We start from the raw sequence: 19547 nt of genomic DNA on the forward strand, positions 1-19547 counted from the left end.
CTGCCCTGACGCATAACTTTTTACAAGATATAGCTTAAGTTCTGCACTATATTTAGCCATAGAAAAACCCCAAAAGGTTGGAAGGGTGTCCAACTTCTTGGGGTCAGTTCAGTGTCGCAGCAGAGGCTTTTTTACGTCTGTGACCTATAGTGAAAACGCCAACTGTATGCGCTTCCATACTCTAGTATAGTTTTATTAACAAACGAAATCTTACATTTGTTAATAATTTGTATCGCGAGAAAACAAGGGGGACAACATGTTTAAAACGGTCACTAATTTTTCAGTGCGGCTAGTAGAGCGTTATCTGCCAGATCCGTATATTTTCGTCATTATTTTAACGCTTATAGCGGGGGGAGCCGCTTTAGTTGGTGAGCAGAAAACACCCATGGAAATTATCAATATGTGGGGAGATGGGTTTTGGGGTTTGCTGAGTTTTACCATGCAGATGCTCTTGGTGTTAGTGGCGGGTTATATGCTGGCTAGTACTCCCGCGGTACGTAAGATACTTTCTACATTAGCGTCTATCCCCAAGACTCCTGGTGCCGCTATTATTCTGGTCACGGTGGTGGCTTTAGCTGCGGATTGGATTAACTGGGGTTTTGGGTTGATTGTAAGTGCGCTTTTTGCGAAAGAGTTAGCGCGTAAAATACGCGTTGATTACCGGTTATTAGTTGCAAGTGCTTATTCTGGCTTTATTATTTGGCACGGTGGTTTGGCAGGCTCTATTCCATTAACTATTGCTACCCAAGGTCACTTTAGTGAAGATAAAATCGGTATTATCTCTACTGCAGATACTATTTTCGCTACCTTTAATCTTATATTAGTTGTAGGGATGTTTATCATCGTGCCTTTGGTTAACAGGCTTATGATGCCGGATGAAGAGAACAGTGTTTATATAGATCCCACCTTACTTGATGAGCCCAGCGCGAAGGCATTGCAGGAAAAAGACACTAGACCTGCTGCGCGTTTAGAGAACAGCTATGTGTTAGCTATGCTTATGGGTTTCGCTGGTTTAGCGTACTTATTTAATTATTATATTATTCGTGGCGCTGGTTTAAATCTTAATGTTATTAACTTCACTTTTTTAATATTAGCTATTATTTTACATGGAAATGCGCGTAATTTATTAGCGGCACTAAATGAAGGGGTTAAAGGCGGGGCCGGGATTATTATCCAGTTTCCTTTTTATGCGGGTATCATGGCCATTATGGTGCAGTCGGGATTAGCGGCTTCCATGTCTGATTGGTTGGTGTCTTTTGCTACGGCAACAACTTTACCATTTTGGACTTTTCTCAGTGCGGGTCTAGTCAATATTTTTGTGCCATCAGGGGGTGGTCAGTGGGCTGTGCAAAGTACAGTGGTTATTTCTGCTGCTCAGTACTTAGATGCAGATATGGCTAGGGTAGCGATGGCTGTTGCCTGGGGTGATGCGTGGACAAATCTTTTACAGCCGTTTTGGGCTTTACCTGTATTGGCTATTGCAGGTTTGAAAGCTAAAGATATTATGGGGTTTTGTTTGATCCAGCTTTTTGTAACAGGAGCTTTTATCTCTATAGTATTAACTTTTTTCTGATCACAATAAAAGCTTGACAAGTAATCAGTTATGCGTGATAATATTATTCTTTAGCTGCTTAGATAAAAGTAGTTAAAGAATTACTTGACAGCGCGAAGCTAGTCAAGCATAATCACATATCTTTGGTGGGATACCCAAGTGGCTAACGGGGGCAGACTGTAAATCTGTTGGCTTATGCCTACGTAGGTTCGAATCCTACTCCCACCACCAGAATACATACTAGTAGTTAGTTTAAGTGAAGAGATACCAGCGGGTGTAGCTTAATGGTAGAGCAGAAGCCTTCCAAGCTTAAGACGAGGGTTCGATTCCCTTCACCCGCTCCATAACTATGTAGTACGCCCATGTGGCTCAGGGGTAGAGCACTCCCTTGGTAAGGGAGAGGTCGTGCGTTCGATTCGCACCATGGGCACCATCTTACCTTCTATTTTACATCTTAATTCCCTTCAGGAGTCTGCCATGGCCAAAGGCAAGTTTGAACGGACCAAACCGCACGTCAACGTTGGCACCATTGGTCACGTTGACCACGGTAAAACCACATTAACCGCTGCAATTTGTACAGTACTCGCTAAAGAGTACGGTGGCGATGCACGCGATTACGCACAAATTGATGCGGCTCCTGAAGAAAAAGCACGCGGTATCACTATTTCTACTTCACACGTAGAATACGAAACCCCTGAGCGTCACTACGCGCACGTTGACTGTCCTGGTCACGCTGACTATGTGAAAAACATGATCACGGGTGCGGCGCAGATGGACGGGGCTATTCTCGTTGTTTCCGCTGCTGATGGCCCCATGCCTCAGACACGTGAGCACATCTTGTTAAGCCGTCAGGTTGGCGTGCCGTACATCGTTGTGTTCCTAAACAAAGCCGATATGGTGGATGACGAAGAGCTGCTCGAGTTGGTTGAAATGGAAGTGCGTGAGTTGCTAGACAACTACGATTTCCCTGGCGACGACACCCCCATCATTAAGGGTTCCGCTAAGCTAGCTCTCGAAGGCGACACCGGTCCTTTAGGTCACGCTGCTGTTCTCGAGTTGGCTGCTGCTCTTGACTCTTACATTCCTACACCCGAGCGTGCGGTAGACGGTGCATTCTTGATGCCAGTGGAAGACGTGTTCTCCATTTCCGGTCGTGGTACGGTAGTAACAGGCCGTATCGAGCGCGGTATCATTAAAGTGGGTGAAGAGATCGAAATCGTAGGTATTCGTGACACCGTGAAGTCCACATGTACCGGTGTTGAGATGTTCCGTAAGTTGCTAGACCAAGGTGAAGCGGGCGATAACGTGGGTGTACTACTACGTGGTACCAAGCGTGAAGACGTGGAGCGTGGTCAGGTATTAGCGGCCACCGGTTCCATTAAGCCGCACACGGACTTCGCTGCTGAAGTCTACATCTTGTCCAAAGAAGAGGGTGGTCGTCACACGCCTTTCTTTAAAGGGTACCGTCCTCAGTTCTACTTCCGTACTACTGACGTAACCGGTACCATTGAGTTACCTGAAGACAAAGAAATGGTTCTACCTGGTGATAACGTCGCCATGAACGTTTCCTTGATCGCTCCTATCGCCATGGAAGAAGGTTTACGCTTCGCCATTCGCGAAGGGGGTCGTACCGTGGGTGCGGGTGTGGTAGCTAAAATCATTAAATAGATTTATTTAAAATGTAGTTGCTTTAAAGTGCAAAAGAGTATACAATTACTTTTTTGCACTTAATGCGCAGGTGTGGTACTAAACATCTGCTTTAAGGTATAGGGGTATAGCTCAATTGGCAGAGCGTCGGTCTCCAAAACCGAAGGTTGAGGGTTCGATTCCTTCTGCCCCTGCCACTACTGTCAATCGTCACTCTCATCAGTGGCGTCCTATCGTCGGATTTATGTCGAACACCAACGTTGAAACCGTTAACCGAGGCCCAGACCGTATAAAATTGGGTCTGGCAATATTCGTGCTTGCCGCAGGAATTATTGGTTACTCTGTGCTTGAAGCTCAACCCGGAATTGTCCGGGTAGGTGTGTTTCTGGCGTCTGTGGTTCTAGCCGCTTTTATTGCCTGGACCTCCCACACGGGTAAGCGTGCCGTAGGTTATGTAAAAGACTCTTACACAGAAGTAAAGCGCGTTCATTGGCCTAGTCGTAAAGAAGCCACTCAAATGACAGCCATTGTCTTTGCTTTTGTTACGCTAATGGCTATATTGCTATGGTTTATCGACAAGGGATTAGAGTGGGTCATCTATGGCCTCTTGTTAGGCTGGAAATAAAGGGCACACATGAGTAAACGTTGGTATGTAGTACACGTTTTTTCTGGAATGGAAAAAAGCGTACAAAGAGCATTGATTGAGCGTATTGAACGCGCAGAATTACAAGATTTATTTGGGCAAATCCTAATTCCCTCCGAGGAAGTTGTAGAAACGAAAAACGGCAAGAAAACTATTACTGAGCGCCGTATATTCCCGGGTTATGTGCTTGTGGAAATGGATTTAACTGATGAGTCTTGGCACTTAGTACGTAGTACAAACCGTGTTACAGGTTTCTTAGGTGGTTCAGGTAACCGCCCCGCGCCTATTTCTCAGCGTGAAGTCGATGAAATCCTCTCACAGATGGAAGAAGGCACTGAGAAACCGCGTCCAAAAGTTTTATTCGAAGTTGGTGAATTAATTCGTGTTAAGGAAGGTCCTTTTGCGGATTTCAACGGGAACGTTGAAGAAGTCAACTACGAAAAATCTAAGGTTCGTGTTTCAGTCACTATTTTTGGCCGATCCACCCCTGTAGAGCTTGATTTTGATCAGGTCGAAAAGACCTAATTATTTAACCCCGGGGAGCTGTGGTTTCATAAGTTTATAAACTATAAAACGCAGCGTTTACCCGCAAGGAGTCATCATTATGGCGAAAAAAATCGTCGGTTTTATTAAGCTGCAAGTTCCAGCTGGTAAAGCAAATCCTTCACCACCAATTGGCCCAGCACTAGGTCAACGTGGTCTAAATATCATGGAATTCTGTAAAGCGTTTAATGCCCAAACACAAGGCGTTGAACCTGGTTTACCTATTCCAGTTGTAATTACTGCTTATGCTGATAAAAGTTTTACTTTTATCATGAAAACGCCTCCTGCGACTATTCTAATTAAGAAAGCGCTAGGAATTAAAAGCGGTTCCGCTCGTCCTAACCTAGATAAAGTAGGTACTTTGACGCGTGCACAAGCTGAAGAAATCGTCAAAACCAAAGAACCCGATCTAACTGCCGCCGATATGGAAGCAGCGATTCGTACAATTGCCGGTACTGCTCGCAGTATGGGTATCAATGTTGAAGGGGTTTAATTGACATGGCAAAACTAAGCAAACGCGCAGCCGCTATCGCCGCTAAAATTGATCGCGATCACTTCTATCCTGTTACAGAAGCTTTAACATTAGTTAAAGAGACTGCAACAGCTAAGTTCGATGAGTCCATTGACGTAGCCATTCAGTTAGGTATTGATCCTCGTAAATCAGACCAACTGGTTCGTGGTTCCGTGGTTCTGCCCGCTGGTACTGGTAAAACAGTACGTGTAGCCGTATTTGCTCAAGGCGATAAAGCCGATGAGGCACGTGCTGCTGGAGCAGACATCGTAGGTATGGAAGATTTGGCTGATCAAATTAAAGCTGGCCAAATGGATTTCGATGTAGTGATTGCATCGCCTGACACCATGCGTGTAGTGGGTACTTTAGGTCAGATATTAGGTCCACGTGGTCTAATGCCTAACCCAAGAGTGGGCACTGTTACTCCAGATGTAGTAACCGCCATTAACAACGCTAAGGCAGGTCAAGTGCAATACCGTACCGATAAAGCAGGTATTATCCATAGCACTATCGGTCGTGCATCATTTAATGTAGAGCAGTTACAAGAAAACTTAACTGCTTTAGTAGACGCCCTTGTTAAAGCGCGTCCTACAGCAGCTAAAGGCATTTATATGCGTAAGATTGCCGTTTCATCCACTATGGGTGGCGGTGCTCGTGTAGATGTTACATCTGTACAAGCTTAAATAGTGTATTGATTATTAATTACTTTGGGCTGTAGCAGTTATTAATAAAAAAATAATTGCTACTGCTGTCAAAGACCGTAGGAGTATTTTTTAAATACTTAATATAAACCATCTGGTTTTATCCAACGTAGACGGCGCCCAGGAAGATTTTCTTTCCAGAATCTCGACCAGGTGCGCCGCATTCGGTTGGTGTAGAGAATAACCTCTACACCTATGTAAGGAGTGTTCAACCGTGAGTCTCAATCGTAAAGAGAAAGCTGTAGTAATCGACGAGGTTGCTGGTGAAATAGCCAAAGCCCAATCGGTTGTTATTGCTGAATATCGTGGTTTGGACGTGGCCTCTGCTACCGTATTGCGCAAACAAGCGCGTGAGTCGGGCGTGTATCTGCGTGTTCTTAAAAACACGCTAGTTCGTCGTGCTATTACAGATACGGCCTTTGCTGAGCTATCAGACCAACTTGTTGGCCCTCTGATGTATGCCGTTAGCGAAGACCCTGTAGCAGCCGCGAAAACCATGGCTGATTTTGCTAAAACCAACCCAAGCTTAGTCATTAAAGGCGGCGCTATGCCAAATAGCCTTCTTGATGAAGCTGGCGTCAAAGCGTTGGCATCTATGCCTTCACGCGACGAGTTATTGGCAAAATTACTTGGCACAATGCAAGCTCCAATTACGCAGTTTGTGCGTACGCTTAACGAAGTACCTACTAAATTTGTACGTGGCTTGGCCGCAGTACGCGATCAAAAAGAAAGCGCGTAATTACAAATTTATAAATAAGGGTAATTCGTTGTATCGGATACCATTCCCAAACCTGGCATTATTATTTTAATATCTGGAACTGAAAATGACTAAAGATCAAATCTTAGAAGCAATTTCTAGCATGACTGTGCTAGAGCTTTCCGAACTCATCACTGAGATGGAAGACAAATTTGGCGTTTCTGCCGCTGCTGCTGCTGTAGCCGTTGCTGCTCCCGCTGCTGGTGGTGAAGGTGCTGCTGCTGAAGAGAAAACAGAATTCACTATTCACCTAGCTGAAGTTGGTGACAAAAAAGTTAACGTGATTAAAGCTGTTCGTGAAATCACAGGTCTAGGCCTCAAAGACGCCAAAGATCTAGTTGACGCTGCACCTAAAGACATCAAAGAAGATGTAGCTAAGGATGAAGCCGAAGAAGCGAAGAAAAAACTTGAAGAAGCTGGCGCTAAAGTCGAGCTAAAATAAGTTAGATATGATTGCCCGGGAAGCGCTATAACTCTATAGATGCCTTCCCGGGCTTTTGCGTCTCAAGAAAACCCCTGATTTATTAAGGTTATTGTATAAATAGATCTTATTGAGTCGGGTTTTCTAGAGTCGTAAACCGGGGTCGTGGTTGACGGCCCGTGTAACCCTTGAGTCGGAGTGCTCATGCCTTATTCGTACACCGAAAAAAAGCGCATACGCAAGAGCTTCGCCAAACGTGAAGACGTACAGCAGGTTCCTTACCTTTTGGCAACGCAGCTGGAGTCTTTCCGGACGTTTTTGCAAAAAGACGTTTTGCCCTCAGAGCGCAAGCCTGAAGGTCTGCAAGAAGCTTTTAATTCCATTTTCCCTATTGTAAGTCATAACCAGATGGCACGGCTAGAGTTTGTTAGCTATGTGCTGGGTGAGCCTATATTTGACGTGAAAGAATGTCAAATGCGAGGTTTGACATACGCTTCACCTTTGCGTGCCAAGGTGCGTTTGGTCCTTATGGATCGCGAGGTAAGTAAACCTACCGTCAAGGAAGTCAAAGAGCAAGAAGTCTATATGGGTGAAATGCCCCTTATGACTGAAAATGGCTCCTTTGTCATCAATGGTACGGAGCGTGTGATTGTTTCGCAATTACACCGTTCACCTGGCGTGTTCTTTGAACACGATCGTGGTAAAACGCACAGTTCTGGGAAACTGTTATTTTCTGCGCGCGTAATTCCTTATCGTGGCTCGTGGCTCGATTTTGAGTTCGATCCTAAAGATATTTTATTTTTCCGCATTGACCGTCGTCGTAAGATGCCAGTATCCATCTTACTCAAGGCGATAGGTATGAGTCCAGAGGCAATTCTGGCTCATTTCTTTGAGTTTGATCATATCGAACTTCAAGACGATGGCGCTCGTCTCCAGCTTGTGTCGCAACGCTGGCGTGGCGAAGTTGCGAGCTTTGATATCAAAGATCGTGACGGTAACATCATTGTTGAAAAAGACAAACGCATTAATGCACGTCATATTCGTCAATTAGATGAAGCTAAAATCGATTTCATATCGATCCCTGAAGACACCTTAGTTGGCCGTACATTAGCGAAAAATGTAGTGAGTCCAGATACCGGTGAAATCATTGCAAAAGCCAATGACGAAATCACCGAAACGATGCTCGTAGAAATGCGAGCTGCGAATATTCGTAATATTGAAACCCTTTATATTAATGAGTTAGACCAGGGTGGCTATATTTCGCTTACTTTACGCACGGATGATACCGCTGATCAAATGGCAGCGCGCGTGGCTATTTATCGCATGATGCGTCCCGGTGAGCCGCCTACTGAAGAGGCGGTGGAAGCGTTATTCCAGCGCTTATTCTACAGTGAAGATACCTACGATTTATCGCGTGTTGGCCGTATGAAGGTCAATAGTCGTTTAGGCCGTGGTGATGATATCACTGGTCCTATGACCCTAACTGATGAAGACATTGTAGATACCATTAAGGTGCTCGTAGATCTGCGTAACGGTAAAGGTCAAATTGACGACATCGATCACTTAGGTAATCGTCGTGTGCGCTGTGTGGGTGAGTTAGCTGAAAACCAATTCCGCACAGGTTTAGTACGTGTAGAGCGGGCGGTTAAAGAGCGTTTGGGTCAGGCTGAAAGTGAAAACTTAATGCCCCACGATCTGATCAACTCTCGTCCTATTTCTGCGGCAGTCAAAGAGTTCTTCGGTTCCAGTCAATTATCGCAGTTTATGGACCAGACCAATCCCTTGTCTGAGGTAACGCACAAGCGTCGCGTCTCAGCACTGGGTCCTGGTGGTTTAACGCGTGAACGTGCAGGTTTTGAAGTACGTGATGTACACCCTACGCACTATGGTCGTGTGTGTCCTATTGAAACACCTGAAGGACCAAACATTGGTCTAATTAACTCCATGGCGCTGTATGCTCGTCTCAACGAGTATGGTTTCTTAGAAACCCCTTATCGCAAAGTGGAAAATCATCAAGTTACACACGAGATTGTGTATTTGTCAGCCATTGAAGAAAGCAATTACGTGATTGCCCAAGCTAACGCTGAACTTGATGAAAATGGACGATTTATACACGAATTGGTGGCATGTAGGGAAGCAGGTGAAACCCTCATGACAGCGCCTGAGAACGTGCATTATATGGACGTAGCACCTTCACAAATTGTGTCGGTAGCGGCTTCATTGATTCCGTTTCTTGAGCATGATGATGCGAACCGAGCCTTGATGGGTGCCAACATGCAGCGCCAAGCGGTGCCATGTTTACGTCCAGAAACCGCTATAGTAGGTACAGGTATTGAACGTACGGTTGCGGTTGACTCAGGTACTACAGTGCAAGCGCGTCGTGGCGGTATTGTGGATCACGTTGATGCTGATCGTGTGGTTATTCGTGTTAATGACGATGAGAACGTAGCGGGTGAAGTGGGTGTAGATATTTACAATCTCATCAAATACACACGCTCTAACCAAAACACCAACATTAACCAGCGTCCTATAGTTAGACGTGGTGATGTAGTGGCACGTGGTGATGTTTTAGCTGATGGCGCCTCTACCGATTTAGGAGAGTTAGCTTTAGGCCAAAACATGATGATCGCCTTTATGCCTTGGCATGGTTATAACTTCGAAGATTCCATCTTAATCTCCGAAAAAGTGGTGGCAGATGATCGTTACACCTCTATTCATATTGAAGAGTTAACGGTAGTTGCACGCGATACTAAGCTAGGCCCTGAAGAAATCACACGTGACATTAGTAACCTAGCCGAAGCTCAATTAAACCGTCTGGATGATTCCGGGATTGTTCATATTGGTGCCGAAGTTAGTGCTGATGACGTGCTCGTGGGTAAGGTAACACCTAAAGGTGAAACGCAACTAACGCCTGAAGAAAAGCTATTACGTGCCATTTTTGGTGAAAAAGCCTCAGACGTGAAAGACACTTCTTTACGTGTATCGTCAGGGATGACAGGTACAGTAATTGATGTTCAGGTGTTTACACGTGAAGGTATTGAACGTGATCAACGCGCTGAGTCCATCATTGAAGATGAGTTACGTCGTTTCCGCCAAGATTTAAATGATCAGCTACGTATTGTAGAGGCGGATGCCTTTGACCGTATTGCCAAGTTTTTAATTGGTAAAGTGGTTAATGGTGGTCCCCGTCGTTTAGCCAAAGGCTCTGAAGTCACTACTGAATACCTAGAAAGTCTTGAGGATCGCTGGCAGTGGTTTGATATACGTTTAGCTGACGAAGATGAAGCCTTAGTCTTGGAGCAAACCAAAGACTCTCTAGAGCACAAACGTCATCAATTTGACGTGGCTTTTGAAGAAAAGCGTAAAAAACTCACCCAAGGTGATGAGTTGCCTCCTGGTGTGCTGAAAATGGTCAAGGTTTACTTGGCTGTGAAGCGTCGTTTAGCGCCAGGCGATAAAATGGCTGGCCGTCATGGTAACAAAGGTGTGGTATCTCGTATTACACCGGTGGAAGACATGCCGCATATGGCTGACGGTACCCCTGTAGATATAGTACTAAACCCCTTAGGTGTTCCTTCTCGAATGAACGTGGGTCAGGTACTAGAAGTTCACTTAGGGTGGGCGGCTAAAGGTATAGGTCATCGTATTAACGCCATGATTGAGAAAGAACAAGGCGTACAGGCAGCGGAGATCCGTGAGTACTTAGATCGTGTTTATAACAGCACGGGTCAAAAGGCGGATATTCAAAGCTTATCTGATAAAGAAATTCTTGAGATGGCCCATAATTTACGCAATGGCTTAACCTTAGCCACGCCCGTATTTGATGGTGCTACTGAAGAAGAAATTAAGGTAATGCTAGAGTTAGCGTATCCCGATGACATTGCTGAAAAATTACAGCTGTCTGAAGATCGCACGCAAATTACCTTGTATGATGGTCGTACGGGTGAGCAATTTGAGCGTCCGGTTACCGTAGGTTATATGCACTTCTTGAAACTGCACCACTTAGTTGATGACAAGATGCATGCTCGTTCTACTGGTCCGTACTCGCTAGTTACTCAGCAACCCTTAGGTGGTAAAGCCCAGTTTGGTGGTCAGCGTTTTGGTGAGATGGAAGTCTGGGCTCTAGAAGCTTACGGCGCCGCTTACACATTACAAGAAATGCTCACAGTTAAGTCTGATGACATTGCTGGTCGTACCAAAGTGTATGAGAACATTGTCAAGGGTGATCACGTCATCGATGCTGGCATGCCAGAATCGTTCAACGTGTTGGTCAAAGAAATTCGATCCCTATCCCTTGATATGGATTTGGAGCGTAAATAAATGAAAGCTCTATTAAATCTCTTTAAGCAAACAAATGAAGAGAATCAATTCGATGCCATTCGCATCGGTATTGCCTCTCCTGAGAAGGTGCGTTCGTGGTCGTTTGGTGAGGTTCGTAAACCTGAAACCATTAACTACCGCACCTTTAAACCTGAGCGCGACGGTCTTTTTTGTGCCAAGATTTTTGGCCCAACTAAAGACTACGAGTGCTTGTGTGGTAAATACAAACGCTTAAAGCATCGTGGAGTAATCTGCGAAAAATGTGGTGTGGAAGTGACCGTTTCCAAAGTGCGTCGTGAACGTATGGCGCACATTGAGTTGGCGTGTCCTGTTGCCCACATTTGGTTCCTTAAAAGTCTGCCCTCCCGCTTAGGGATGGTGCTTGATATGACATTGCGTGATATAGAACGCGTGTTGTATTTTGAGGCATGGTGTGTGGTTGAGCCTGGCATGACGCCGCTTAAACGCGGTCAAATCATGTCTGATGATGACTACATCGCTAAGACAGAAGAATACGGTGATGACTTCGAAGCCCTGATGGGTGCTGAAGCCGTGCGCGAGTTATTGCGTAGCATTGAGATTGATGACGAGGTGGAAACACTACGTGCTGAGCTCAAAGCCACTGGTTCTGAGGCAAAAATCAAACGCATTTCTAAGCGTCTTAAAGTGCTTGAGGGCTTCCAAAAATCTGGCATTAAGCCGGACTGGATGATCCTAGAAGTGTTACCGGTATTACCTCCTGAGCTGCGCCCCTTGGTGCCGCTAGATGGCGGTCGCTTTGCTACGTCTGATCTAAACGATTTATATCGTCGCGTGATTAACCGTAACAACCGCCTTAAGCGTCTATTAGAGCTGAAAGCTCCGGATATTATCTTGCGCAACGAAAAACGTATGCTGCAAGAATCCGTAGACTCATTACTCGATAATGGTAGACGTGGTAAGGCCATGACAGGCGCTAATAAGCGTCAGCTTAAATCCTTAGCCGATATGATTAAGGGTAAGAGCGGTCGATTCCGTCAAAACCTGTTAGGTAAACGTGTTGACTACTCTGGCCGTTCCGTAATTGTAGTGGGTCCTCAGTTAAAATTGCATGAGTGCGGTTTACCTAAACTGATGGCACTAGAGCTCTTTAAGCCCTTCATTTTTAATCGTTTAGAGATGATGGGTTTAGCTACCACCATTAAATCAGCGAAAAAGATGGTGGATAATCAAGAGCTGGTGGTGTGGGATATACTCGAAGAGGTAATTCGCGAGCACCCTGTAATGCTTAACCGTGCACCTACGTTGCACCGTTTAGGTATTCAAGCTTTTGAGCCCGTATTAATTGAAGGTAAAGCCATTCAATTGCACCCCTTGGTTTGTGCTGCGTTTAACGCTGACTTTGATGGTGACCAAATGGCGGTACACGTACCGCTATCCCTAGAAGCTCAGCTAGAAGCACGTACCTTGATGTTGTCTACGAATAACGTGCTGTTCCCTGCAAATGGTGAGCCGTCTATCGTGCCTTCACAAGATATTGTGTTGGGCCTTTATTACGCCACGCGTTCTCGCATCAACGGTAAAGGTGAAGGCATGCTCTTTGCGGATGTGAGCGAAGTGCAGCGTGCTTATGACAGTCATGAGGTGGAATTACAAACACGTATTACTGTACGTGTGGATGATTTCACTAAAAATGAAGCGGGTGAATGGGTAGGCACTAAAAAACGTGTGGAAACCACTGTTGGCCGTGCTTTATTGTCTGAAATACTGCCGCATGGCTTGCCTTTTGAGCAGTTAAATCGGACCTTAAAGAAAAAAGAAATTTCGAGTTTGATTAATCAATCATTCCGTCGTTGTGGTCTACGTGCTACGGTTATTTTTGCTGATAAACTCATGCAATCTGGCTTTAGCTTAGCCACCCGTGGTGGTATCTCTATAGGTATGAATGACATGCTCATACCCGCTGCCAAAGAAAGCATCTTAGAGAAGGCCGCTAATGAAGTGATTGAGATTGATAAGCAGTACTCTTCCGGTTTAGTTACCGCCCAAGAGCGTTATAACAACGTGGTTGATATCTGGGGTAAAGCCAGTGATCAGGTAGGTAAAGCGATGATGGAACAGCTTGCCACTGAGCCGGTGATTGACCGTCATGGTGAGGAAGTACGTCAAGAGTCCTTTAACTCTATTTACATGATGGCGGATTCCGGAGCGCGTGGTTCGGCGGCGCAGATTCGTCAGTTAGCTGGTATGCGTGGTTTGATGGCTAAGCCAGATGGCTCCATTATTGAAACCCCCATTACCGCAAACTTCCGTGAAGGTCTAAACGTACTGCAGTACTTTATTTCTACCCACGGGGCCCGTAAAGGTCTAGCGGATACGGCGCTGAAAACAGCGAACTCCGGTTACTTAACTCGTCGCTTAGTAGATGTTACCCAAGATCTAGTCATTATTGAAAAAGATTGTGGTACTAGCGCTGGTTACACCATGAAAGCCGTTCTAGACGGTGGTGAGGTGATTGAGCATCTGCATGATCGTATTTTAGGTCGTGTGGCAGCGGTGGATATTATCCATCCCGATACACAAGAAACCGTGGTGCATGCCGGTACTTTATTAGATGAAGATCTGGTTGATCTTATCGATGAGTGCGGTATTGATGAAGTGAAGATTCGCACGCCATTAACGTGTGAAACGCGTCATGGGTTATGTGCACACTGTTATGGCCGTGACTTAGGTCGTGGTGCTATTGTAAATAGCGGTGAAGCCGTTGGTGTAATTGCTGCGCAATCTATTGGTGAACCGGGTACCCAGCTAACCATGCGTACCTTCCACATTGGTGGTGCGGCATCACGTGCTGCGACTACTAGTACAGTAGAAACGAAGATTGCGGGTGAAGTCGGCTTTGCTTTAGGTTTACGTTATGTCACTAACGCCAAAGGCGAGTGCATCGCGATTTCGCGTTCTGGTGAAATCATCATTTATGATGACAGCCGTCGTGAGCGCGAACGTCACAAAATCCCTTACGGTGCCACGATTGCCGTCAGTGATGGCGAGACCGTTAAAGCCGGTCAACGCGTAGCCAGTTGGGATCCGCTAACTCGTCCTATTATTTCTGAGTACACCGGTACGGTGCGCTTTGAGAATATTGAGGAAGGGGTAACGGTTGCCAGCCAATTAGATGAGGTGACTGGCTTAACCACTTTAGTGGTAATTACGCCCAAGTCTCGTGGGGGCAAAACCATCACACGTCCACAAATTAAACTATTGGGCGAAGACGGTAAAGAGATCAAAATTGCTGGTACCGATCACATGGTAAATATTTCGTTCCCAGTGGGTGCGTTAATTACTGTGCGTGATGGTCAGCAGGTTTCTGTGGGTGAAGTGTTAGCACGTATCCCGCAAGAATCGCAGAAAACGCGTGATATTACCGGTGGTCTACCTCGTGTGGCTGAGTTGTTTGAGGCGCGTTCACCTAAAGATGCGGGACTATTGGCTGAAGTCACCGGTACGGTTTCCTTTGGTAAAGACACTAAAGGTAAACAGCGTTTGGTTATTACAGACTTTGATGGCGTAAGTCATGAATTCTTAATACTCAAAGAAAAGCAGGTACTGGTGCATGATGGCCAAGTTGTGAATAAAGGTGAAACCATTGTTGATGGTCCACCCGATCCTCACGATATCTTGCGTCTACAAGGTATTGAAAAACTAGCTAGCTATATCGTAGACGAAGTTCAAGACGTGTATCGCTTGCAGGGTGTGAAGATTAACGACAAACATATTGAAGTCATCGTACGTCAAATGTTGCGTAGAGTTCATATCAGCGATGCGGGTGACACCCAGTTTATTACGGGTGAGCAGGTTGAACGTTCTGAGTTGCTAAATGAAAATGATCGTGTAGAAGCAGAAGGTGGAATTCCAGCCACATACGAAAACGTATTGTTGGGTATTACCAAAGCTTCACTATCTACTGACTCCTTCATTTCAGCAGCCTCGTTCCAAGAAACCACTCGAGTCTTAACTGAAGCAGCCATCATGGGCAAACGCGATGAGTTACGTGGTCTAAAAGAAAACGTAATTGTGGGTCGTTTGATTCCTGCTGGTACTGGGATGGCCTACCACCAGGCGCGTCAAGAGAAAGAGAAGCTAGAAGTTGCAGAGCGTCGTGCGGCACGTGAACAAGAAAACCCGTTCATGGAAAGCACACCCGCCTCCGCTGTAGCCGAAGAAGACAGTAATAACGACGCTGCCGAATAACCCCCCTCGTAGCTACGGAGTACGCTCATAGTTAAATGGAGCCCCCCGTAGCTACGAGCTCATAGCTCGTATTTGCAGGCAGCAGCTCGTAATTACCCAAAACCAAACAGCCCGATGATTTTCATAGTCATCGGGCTGTTTGTTATTCGGCTTCTGTTGCTGCGAGAGGCAAATGCACGGTAAACGTAGTCCCCACACCCACTTCACTATCTACAGAGATATCCCCAAAATGCCGCACAATCACCGCATGCACAAAAGCCAAACCTAAGCCACTGCCGCTAGGGGCATTTTGTTGCTCAGCATGAGCACGCTTAAACACGTGAAAAATAGTGGGTAGGGCTTCCGCGGGAATTCCCCAGCCTTGGTCTACGATAGTAATTGTGACTCTGTTTAAGGCAGGTTCAGGTACTACTAAACAGTTGATTTTTGTGTTTTCAGCGCTGTATTTAATCGCATTATCAATCAGATTTGCTAGTGCACGTTTTAATAACTGAGGTGAAGCATTAATCCACACTCCACCTTCAGGCTCCACGAAGGAAACGGTAATATGTTTAGCCTGAGCACGTACCCACGCATCATCACAAACCTCTACCAACATATCATTTAAAAATAAAGGCTCTAAACTGAGTTCCATAGCCTCCACTTTAGCTAAATTAATAAAATCATCCACCAAGGTTAGGGTGGTTTTGGCATACTCTTCCACATGGTCTAGTAGTTGATTTGTAGGTAGGTTTAATTGCTGATTACGCTCCATATCTATTAAGGCTAAGATGGAATTTTGTGGTGATCGCATGTCGTGTGAAATAAAACGCAGGGTTTCTTCGCGCTGCTGCTGAGCCTGGCGCAAAAGCTCAATGGCTTTGTGTAAATGACTTAAACGTTCAGGTAAAGAGCTGTGCTTGGAAGTATTTTCTAGTGCTGCACGTAAGCTTGGGTCATGCGCTCGCATTTCAGAAATTTCGTTGTTAATATGCTTAAGTACCACCTCTTGACTGCGCCAATACCATACTGGATAAGCTAAAACCGTCACAATTAAACTTACAGTAGGCGGTATCCACATGTTGAATAAATTCAATAGCATCCAGCTTCCTATAAATACACTCAATAAAATAGCTGCGGTGCTAATAATGGCTCGACGCGGCCGTAAATGGCGCAACATAACACAAACTAAAATAATAGGCAGACTACTAATAGCCATAATTACCCATTCGGGTAAAGAGTAGATCCAGTGATCATCCAGCGCGTTTTCTAGTGTATTTGCTAGTATCTCTACCCCAGACATACTGGTTTGCTCATCCGAAGAGGTAGGGGTGGGGTAGAAGTCTCCCAGACCACTACTCCACGCCCCGATGAGTACATAACGATCTTTAAATGTAGCCGGACTGTATTTGCCTTCAACCACATCGGCGAAAGAGTAGGTATCAAAGGAACCGGGCGGCCCTCTGAAAGGAATAAGGCGCAGAGGACCTTGAGCCTGATTTAAAATGTAATTTAAAGTTTTAGTGTCACCGGCGGCTTCTAGCAAAGCCAAGGTAAAATGCTTATTGTTTTCGGTGGTGTCTGCTCTGTAAAGTCGAGTTCTTCTTACTACACCATCGCTGTCTGGTGGCACATTAATATAGCCTATGGCTGCAGCAGACTGATTTAAAGGAGCCACCGGCATAAAAGAAGCTGAGTTATTTTTGTCATTAAAAATACTAGGCAGCACCACGCGCCCATGGCTTTCTATGGCATAAGCTAAAAACGCATCGTCGTTAGGGTAAGCGGGGTTTTTATCATGAAAAAGAACATCTAAACCTACCGCCTTAGCTTGGCTTAAATAATCTAAGACACGTGCATATTCAATACGCCGCCAAGGCCAGTAACCTACGCGCATGATGCTGTCATCATCAATAATAATTAAAGCCGTTTTTTGGGGAAGGGAGTTTAGAGCTTGTGGCTGCAGCGTTGAGAAATAGGTGGACTGAAGGTCATAAAGTGTTAAGTCTAGACGTTTTATGTTGAGCTCATCTCTATAAAAAGAGAGTAGTATGCTAAGTAAAATCAAGCATAAAGTAACCCACCACCATTCGCGTTTAATTTGCTTAGCTAATAAAGCGGCGCGCGATGGGGATGAAGATGAGGGCTCATTTTCCATAAAATGAATAACTAATCATCAATAATCAATTAACTAATTAATAAAGAGTTAATAAGATGGGCTGATTATTACTAGATAAAACAGGGGCACCATCCCGGCTAATTAACACCCCTTGACCTGGGAAAGAAAGAGCGGCATCTATACCCATTAAGCCGTTTTCATCCACTGCTCGTATAAAAGCATAATGCTTACCGGGGCCGCTAGGCGTTAAGATAACCGTCAGTGATTCATCATCAGTTTTATTAGAGGGGCTAATCTCAGAGCGACTGACTAAGGAGGTGCCATCAGCAGCGAGAGCAATTTGCACTACGTAGTGGTCTGCATCGGTGACGGGCGTGATGGTGGTTTGCCAGCCTTGGCTAGTTCGTACTGGCTCAGTTAGAGCTGGAGCGGGTAATAATGGCACAATAGCGTAGGAGCCATCAGCCTTGATATTAGCCCCTTGGGCTTGTAAGAGGTTTTGATAGCGAGTTTGGGCTGTATTCAGATGCGCTTTACCGGTGATGAGTTCTGTGCGTGCAGTCTCTGCACTGGTATGCACACGTAAATCAGTGCCTCGTACTCCTGTGATACTAATAGGTGTATTAATTTCAAAACGCCCTACACCTGGCTGCTCGGGAGCCACACGGCTTTCTACGGTGCCTTCTTGCAGCTCTAAGATCGCGTCAATTAACTGTGTGCGTTCAAAAGCATTAAGTTGTTTTATATAAAGCTGACTATTATTAGGTAAACTAAGGGTGCTTTGGTCTTCTAGCTGCAATGTAATAAAGCCATTAGCCCCTGTACGCACAACATCACCTGCTTTTAAGGTTAGATTCTGTTCAACGGGGCTTTCATTTATCCATACCTCACCTTTAGAGTGAGTGATTACCGCTTCAGTGGCCACCACAGGAATCATCCTAAAGGGAATTTTTAATGCTTTGGCTATAGGTAATTGCAGCTCATCAGAAACTTGATTAAGACCTTGGAGTTCGCGCCAGTTGGTTGAACGAGCTGTGTACAACTCCGAGAGATCTGATAGGGTATCGCCAGACTCTACCAAATAAATAAAATTCTCACCCATGGCGCCAGAAGGTTGCGCATTAGCAGGCATAAAAACACTACTTAGCGCTAAGGCTAAGAGTAAAGGTAAAGAAAATAAGGCACGCATGAGGAGCAATTAATATTAACTTGGATTATTGTTTAGTAATGACTCTAAGCGATATCCTAGAGCATACGAAGCATTAAGGCGTACCCCGTTTTCAGGGCGTAGCTCTAGTTTACGTCTGATATTTGATAAATGAGTATCAAGAGTGCGAGAGGTGGCTAATATTTCTCTATTCCATACGGCCGCACTCAGTACATCACGAGAAAATAAACGCCCTGGATTTCTAAAGAATAATAGAGCTAATTCGTACTCCTTGGGGGCTAAGACTACCTCTTTACCACGTAGAGTAATAACATTGTTAATAGGGTCTATATGGTAGACACCAAAATCAAAAGGTTCGCTACTCTGAGTGATGGGATGCATACGGCGTAATAAAGCCTGCACACGCGCAATGAGCTCACCTTCGCGTATGGGTTTATTCATGTAGTCATCGGCACCAGCTTGTAATCCTGTAACCAAATCGGCCTCATCTGTGCGGCTAGTAACAAAAAGTACAGGTAACGCATAGCCTTGATTGTCTCTTACCCAATGTAAAACATCTAAGCCACTTACATCAGGTACTTCCCAATCCAATATGAGCAAGTCAAAATTATGGGGCTTAGAAAGTGCTGATAACAAAGGTTTACCTGCATGAAACATGGTGCAAGTATAACCAGCATGGTTTAGACAGTTTTCGATGAGTTGGGCTTGTACCGGATCATCTTCTAAAGAAGCTATATTCATAAATTATAAGTAAATCATCTCATAAGACGGGTAAACAAAAGTAAAGTATAGCCTATAGAGCTTAGGGATTAAGTAAACTGCTAAAGATACGCAAATATACACGCTAGCAGTAGTGGGTAGTCGTTGCGTAAACTACGCAGTCTTTTCCCATATCTTGACTGTTTTCTTTATCTAGGTTAAATTAAATAGCTTACTTTAAAAGGAATGCTTTGCTG

At 45.1% G+C, this 19547-nt stretch carries 13 protein-coding genes and 4 tRNA genes; 14 read left to right on the forward strand and 3 right to left on the reverse strand.

Features of this window, described 5'->3' with window-relative positions; translation table 11 throughout:
- Nucleotides 1-256 precede the first annotated feature (256 nt).
- From AC2UZJ_RS11265 to rpoC, 14 genes are all read left to right on the forward strand, one after another.
- Nucleotides 257-1573, forward strand: a complete 1317-nt coding sequence (locus AC2UZJ_RS11265; protein WP_486950256.1) for a short-chain fatty acid transporter — start codon at nt 257-259, stop codon at nt 1571-1573.
- A 124-nt stretch (nt 1574-1697) separates the two neighbouring features.
- Nucleotides 1698-1783: transfer RNA gene (locus AC2UZJ_RS11270), tRNA-Tyr, on the forward strand.
- Nucleotides 1784-1822: 39 nt separating this feature from the next.
- Nucleotides 1823-1896: transfer RNA gene (locus AC2UZJ_RS11275), tRNA-Gly, on the forward strand.
- Nucleotides 1897-1910: 14 nt separating this feature from the next.
- Nucleotides 1911-1985, forward strand: a tRNA-Thr gene (locus AC2UZJ_RS11280).
- Nucleotides 1986-2029: 44 nt separating this feature from the next.
- On the forward strand, nt 2030-3220 hold the full coding sequence (tuf, locus tag AC2UZJ_RS11285; protein WP_486950271.1) for an elongation factor Tu: 1191 nt from the start codon (nt 2030-2032) through the stop codon (nt 3218-3220).
- A gap of 100 nt (nt 3221-3320) precedes the next feature.
- Nucleotides 3321-3396, forward strand: a tRNA-Trp gene (locus AC2UZJ_RS11290).
- A gap of 47 nt (nt 3397-3443) precedes the next feature.
- Nucleotides 3444-3824 carry a preprotein translocase subunit SecE gene (secE, locus tag AC2UZJ_RS11295; RefSeq protein WP_486950257.1) on the forward strand — a complete coding sequence of 127 codons (381 nt, stop codon included), beginning with the start codon at nt 3444-3446 and terminating at the stop codon, nt 3822-3824.
- Nucleotides 3825-3833: 9 nt separating this feature from the next.
- Complete coding sequence (gene nusG, locus AC2UZJ_RS11300; RefSeq protein ID WP_486950258.1) at nt 3834-4367, forward strand: transcription termination/antitermination protein NusG; 534 nt, start codon at nt 3834-3836, stop codon at nt 4365-4367.
- A 79-nt stretch (nt 4368-4446) separates the two neighbouring features.
- Complete coding sequence (gene rplK / locus AC2UZJ_RS11305; RefSeq protein ID WP_486950259.1) at nt 4447-4878, forward strand: 50S ribosomal protein L11; 432 nt, start codon at nt 4447-4449, stop codon at nt 4876-4878.
- A gap of 5 nt (nt 4879-4883) precedes the next feature.
- Nucleotides 4884-5579 (forward strand): 50S ribosomal protein L1, encoded by a 696-nt coding sequence (rplA, locus tag AC2UZJ_RS11310; RefSeq protein WP_486950260.1) that lies wholly within the window; start codon nt 4884-4886, stop codon nt 5577-5579.
- 232 nt (nt 5580-5811) lie between these two features.
- Nucleotides 5812-6336, forward strand: coding sequence for a 50S ribosomal protein L10 (gene rplJ, locus AC2UZJ_RS11315; RefSeq protein WP_486950261.1), 525 nt, complete (start codon nt 5812-5814; stop codon nt 6334-6336).
- An 85-nt stretch (nt 6337-6421) separates the two neighbouring features.
- Nucleotides 6422-6796 carry a 50S ribosomal protein L7/L12 gene (gene rplL / locus AC2UZJ_RS11320; RefSeq protein WP_486950262.1) on the forward strand — a complete coding sequence of 125 codons (375 nt, stop codon included), beginning with the start codon at nt 6422-6424 and terminating at the stop codon, nt 6794-6796.
- 183 nt (nt 6797-6979) lie between these two features.
- On the forward strand, nt 6980-11095 hold the full coding sequence (gene rpoB, locus AC2UZJ_RS11325) for a DNA-directed RNA polymerase subunit beta (protein WP_486950263.1): 4116 nt from the start codon (nt 6980-6982) through the stop codon (nt 11093-11095).
- Nucleotides 11096-15325: a DNA-directed RNA polymerase subunit beta' gene (gene rpoC, locus AC2UZJ_RS11330; RefSeq protein WP_486950264.1), complete on the forward strand. Its 4230-nt coding sequence runs from the start codon at nt 11096-11098 to the stop codon at nt 15323-15325. It begins immediately after the preceding gene.
- Nucleotides 15326-15467: 142 nt separating this feature from the next.
- On the opposite strand, the gene AC2UZJ_RS11335 is transcribed toward rpoC, so the two are convergent.
- From AC2UZJ_RS11335 to AC2UZJ_RS11345, 3 genes are read right to left on the reverse strand one after another with little or no spacing between them, the layout of a single operon-like run.
- Nucleotides 15468-17462: a CHASE2 domain-containing protein gene (locus AC2UZJ_RS11335; protein ID WP_486950265.1), complete on the reverse strand. Its 1995-nt coding sequence runs from the start codon at nt 17460-17462 to the stop codon at nt 15468-15470.
- Nucleotides 17463-17499: 37 nt separating this feature from the next.
- On the reverse strand, nt 17500-18612 hold the full coding sequence (locus tag AC2UZJ_RS11340; protein ID WP_486950266.1) for a FecR family protein: 1113 nt from the start codon (nt 18610-18612) through the stop codon (nt 17500-17502).
- Between the two features lie 15 nt (nt 18613-18627).
- Nucleotides 18628-19332, reverse strand: a complete 705-nt coding sequence (locus tag AC2UZJ_RS11345) for a response regulator transcription factor (RefSeq protein ID WP_486950267.1) — start codon at nt 19330-19332, stop codon at nt 18628-18630.
- Between the last annotated feature and the right edge of the window lie 215 nt (nt 19333-19547).

Source organism: Paenalcaligenes sp. DL 309, assembly GCF_057475285.1.

What these genes read in the sequence shown, in the direction of transcription:
- AC2UZJ_RS11265 (WP_486950256.1), top strand. Translation starts at nt 257, where the DNA reads ATGTTTAAAACGGTCACTAATTTTTCAGTGCGGCTAGTAGAGCGTTAT.
- tuf (WP_486950271.1), top strand. Translation starts at nt 2,030, where the DNA reads ATGGCCAAAGGCAAGTTTGAACGGACCAAACCGCACGTCAACGTTGGC.
- secE (WP_486950257.1), top strand. Translation starts at nt 3,444, where the DNA reads ATGTCGAACACCAACGTTGAAACCGTTAACCGAGGCCCAGACCGTATA.
- nusG (WP_486950258.1), top strand. Translation starts at nt 3,834, where the DNA reads ATGAGTAAACGTTGGTATGTAGTACACGTTTTTTCTGGAATGGAAAAA.
- rplK (WP_486950259.1), top strand. Translation starts at nt 4,447, where the DNA reads ATGGCGAAAAAAATCGTCGGTTTTATTAAGCTGCAAGTTCCAGCTGGT.
- rplA (WP_486950260.1), top strand. Translation starts at nt 4,884, where the DNA reads ATGGCAAAACTAAGCAAACGCGCAGCCGCTATCGCCGCTAAAATTGAT.
- rplL (WP_486950262.1), top strand. Translation starts at nt 6,422, where the DNA reads ATGACTAAAGATCAAATCTTAGAAGCAATTTCTAGCATGACTGTGCTA.
- rpoB (WP_486950263.1), top strand. Translation starts at nt 6,980, where the DNA reads ATGCCTTATTCGTACACCGAAAAAAAGCGCATACGCAAGAGCTTCGCC.
- rpoC (WP_486950264.1), top strand. Translation starts at nt 11,096, where the DNA reads ATGAAAGCTCTATTAAATCTCTTTAAGCAAACAAATGAAGAGAATCAA.
- AC2UZJ_RS11335 (WP_486950265.1), bottom strand. Translation starts at nt 17,462, where the DNA reads ATGGAAAATGAGCCCTCATCTTCATCCCCATCGCGCGCCGCTTTATTA.
- AC2UZJ_RS11340 (WP_486950266.1), bottom strand. Translation starts at nt 18,612, where the DNA reads ATGCGTGCCTTATTTTCTTTACCTTTACTCTTAGCCTTAGCGCTAAGT.
- AC2UZJ_RS11345 (WP_486950267.1), bottom strand. Translation starts at nt 19,332, where the DNA reads ATGAATATAGCTTCTTTAGAAGATGATCCGGTACAAGCCCAACTCATC.